Origin of the sequence: Mesorhizobium sp. M7A.F.Ca.CA.004.12.1.1, assembly GCF_003997835.1 — a bacterium.
Lineage (GTDB): Bacteria > Pseudomonadota > Alphaproteobacteria > Rhizobiales > Rhizobiaceae > Mesorhizobium.
In genome coordinates, this window is sequence record NZ_RZRK01000854.1 from 1 (window position 1) to 2,558 (window position 2,558).

At 63.1% G+C, this 2,558-nt stretch carries 4 protein-coding genes; 2 read left to right on the top strand and 2 right to left on the bottom strand.

What is annotated here, in order from left to right; genetic code table 11:
• Positions 1 to 227, top strand: a 227-nt coding sequence (locus tag EN984_RS30735; RefSeq protein ID WP_127384193.1) for a diguanylate cyclase, incomplete at its 5' end; no start/stop codon positions are given.
• A 4-nt stretch (positions 228 to 231) separates the two neighbouring features.
• Here EN984_RS30735 and EN984_RS30740 read toward each other — a convergent pair.
• Entirely contained in the window at positions 232 to 843 is a 612-nt protein-coding gene (locus tag EN984_RS30740; protein ID WP_206517525.1) for a hypothetical protein, read from the bottom strand.
• A gap of 80 nt (positions 844 to 923) precedes the next feature.
• Positions 924 to 1,931, bottom strand: coding sequence for a ribonuclease (locus EN984_RS30745; RefSeq protein WP_127271103.1), 1,008 nt, complete (start codon positions 1,929 to 1,931; stop codon positions 924 to 926).
• Positions 1,932 to 2,113: 182 nt separating this feature from the next.
• Here EN984_RS30745 and EN984_RS30750 point away from each other — a divergent pair.
• A partial coding sequence (locus EN984_RS30750; protein ID WP_164765761.1) for an alpha/beta hydrolase occupies positions 2,114 to 2,558 on the top strand: 445 nt, incomplete at its 3' end.

The following is a 2,558-nucleotide window of genomic DNA, read 5'->3' on the forward strand; positions in this document are numbered from 1 at the left end:
TTCGCCATGCGATCAAGGCTTCAGCGGCCACCAGTCGATTCGAGTTCACCGTCAGCACCGGCGTTTCCAGCGTCAGCGAAACCACGCGCTGCCTAGCCGACCTGTTCGCGCTTGCCGACCAGCGTCTCTACAAGGCGAAGTCGACCGGCCGCGACCGCGTCGTCGGCGAGCCGGGCGGCCACGAAGCCGACACGGCCGCTGCATGGACAAAGTCCGCGCGGATTTAGTTCGTTACGACTTCCTCTGCCGTCGAATGCCCGTCACGGTTGAAACCGCCATCAGCGCGATCGCCAGCCATTTCAGCGCCGTGATAATCGGCCCGGCCTCGATATCGTAGGCAATGAACAGCAGGATGCCCGGCACCAGCAGGCCGCATAGGATCATCATGATGCGGTTGATCTGCCACGAGACTTTCGACGCCAACGCCTCGTCGCCGGGCGCGGAAACAAGTGCTGCTCGCATCGTCTTGCCGCCGACCAGCATGGCCGAAAGACGCATCGAGATCGGCAGGCCGAGCCCGATGATCAAGAAAGCGCAAGCGGCCAGCAGCGAGGAGAATTTCAACGCGCTGGTGTCCGCCGGCACCGGAAACAGCAACGTCGCCAGCGGCAGGAAGGCGCCGAAAATGCTGATCGCCGCGATAATGATGAAGATCACCGCATTGACGATCGTGAACAGCTGGTACGTGCCGACGCCGATCGGTTCGGAGAGCGTTCGCATGCGTGCCCATTCGGCGTCGGTATACGAAAAGCCCGGCCATTCCATGCGGGCATCGTTTATCGAGACCATGCCCTTGGCCCAGAAAGCCAGCCGCGCCAGCGCGCTGCTCGTCATGCCATCCATTGCCGCCCCCGCCAGAATGATGCGCTCGCAGCATAGCACCAGGGCACGGCAGGGCGACAGTCCGGTACCTCTGTTGAGAGTTACTGGAAGCCGATCGCGTCGACATTGCCGGTTGGGCAGCCGGCCTTGTTGGTCGGCACCGAAGCCAGCAGCAGGTCCTTGAGCGCGCTGTTCGGGCCGATCGGACCGGCGAGGCCGAGCGTCAGTTCGCCGATCAGCCGCCTGCCGCTCGACGGATCGATGACACAGGACACACGCACCCGGTCGCCTGCCCCCGCGCCGAAGGCAGTGTCGAAAGCGCCGCGAATCTGGTCCGCCGTCAGCTTGCCGCCGATGTTCTTGGCAAAGAGATCGCGCACCGGCGAGCTGTTCACCGCGCGCATCAGGTTGAGCGCGTCGGAGAAATAGTCCTGCTGGCTCTTGCCGTAGCAGGTGCCGTGCTTGATCCATTCATGCCGCTCGAGGTGGGAGGCCGTTCCAGGCATCACCTGATCGAGCTCCGTGCGGGTGTTGGCGTCCAGATTGACCGGCGGCAGGTCTTTCCAGTGGGCCGGATTGTCGTTGGCCTTGTCGCTCGCCGTCGCCTGGCAATAGAAATTGCCGTTCGGCTGCGGCCACAACCCATGCAAGGTGAAATGCGTCGCGTCGAAATCACCGGCGTTCTGCGCCTTGCATTCGGTCTTGTTCGACTTTGTCTCGCAAAACGCCGGCTGCCAGCTCAGCGCGAAGACGTATTCGGGTTTTCCCGACGCCGCCGGCTTGCCTTGGCCGTCAGGTGCGGCCGGCACGGTCGCCGCGCTGCTGCCGGAAACATGGCCGCAACTGACCTTCACCCAGCGGCGCTCCGGATCGGCGCCCGGCACCAGGATAAGGTAGTGCGTCGGCGCATCCTTGTTGCCGGCAAGCAGCTGGTAGCTCTTCCCGGCATCGGTCGAGACATTGCCGGGGTTCTTGCCGTTCTTGATCGCTTGCGTCGCCGGACAGGCAGCGTCGGCGACGAAGCTGCCGCTCATCTTGACGTCGGCACGCGCCGCCCCGGCCAGCGACGCCGCCAGCATGGCCAATCCGAAAATGACAGCACTACGCATGGAAAATCCCCGGCTGGACAAGTGGGCGACAGACTGAAGCTGTCTCCATGTCAGAATTGCGATATTTTGCTGGCCAAACGCAAGAAACATCGTCGCGAAAAGCGGGTTTGCCGGATTGACGCATAATGTGGGCCGGCGCAAACAAAGCCAACGACGATAATGCAAGGGCGGGACCAGGCGGCATGTCATTCAGCCAGCAGCGCGTGGTTGCCTCGCCGACCGGTGCCGAGCTCAATCTTTTCGTCAGGCAGGCCGACGGCCGGGCACGCGCCGTCGTCCAGATCAATCATGGATTGGCCGAGCACGCAGCGCGCTATGCCCGCTTTGCCGATTTTCTTGGCTCCCGCGGCTTCCACGTCTATGTCCACGATCATCGCGGCCATGGCGCGACCAAAGCCCCCGACGCGCCGCTCGGCAGATTTGCCGACAGGGATGGCCCCGCCAAGGTGATCGCCGATATCGGCGCCATCCATGACCTCATCGCCAGCGAACAGCCAAACAGACCGGTCATCCTGTTTGGTCATTCGATGGGCGCATCCGTGGCGTTGAATTTCCTTTTAAGTCATTCGCCCCGCGTCCATGCCGCCGCGATCTGGAACGGCAATTTCTCTCAAGGCCTGCTCGGGC

Coding starts and splice junctions, on each gene's coding strand:
- EN984_RS30740 (WP_206517525.1), bottom strand. CDS start 843: ATGGATGGCATGACGAGCAGCGCGCTGGCGCGGCTGGCTTTCTGGGCC.
- EN984_RS30745 (WP_127271103.1), bottom strand. CDS start 1,931: ATGCGTAGTGCTGTCATTTTCGGATTGGCCATGCTGGCGGCGTCGCTG.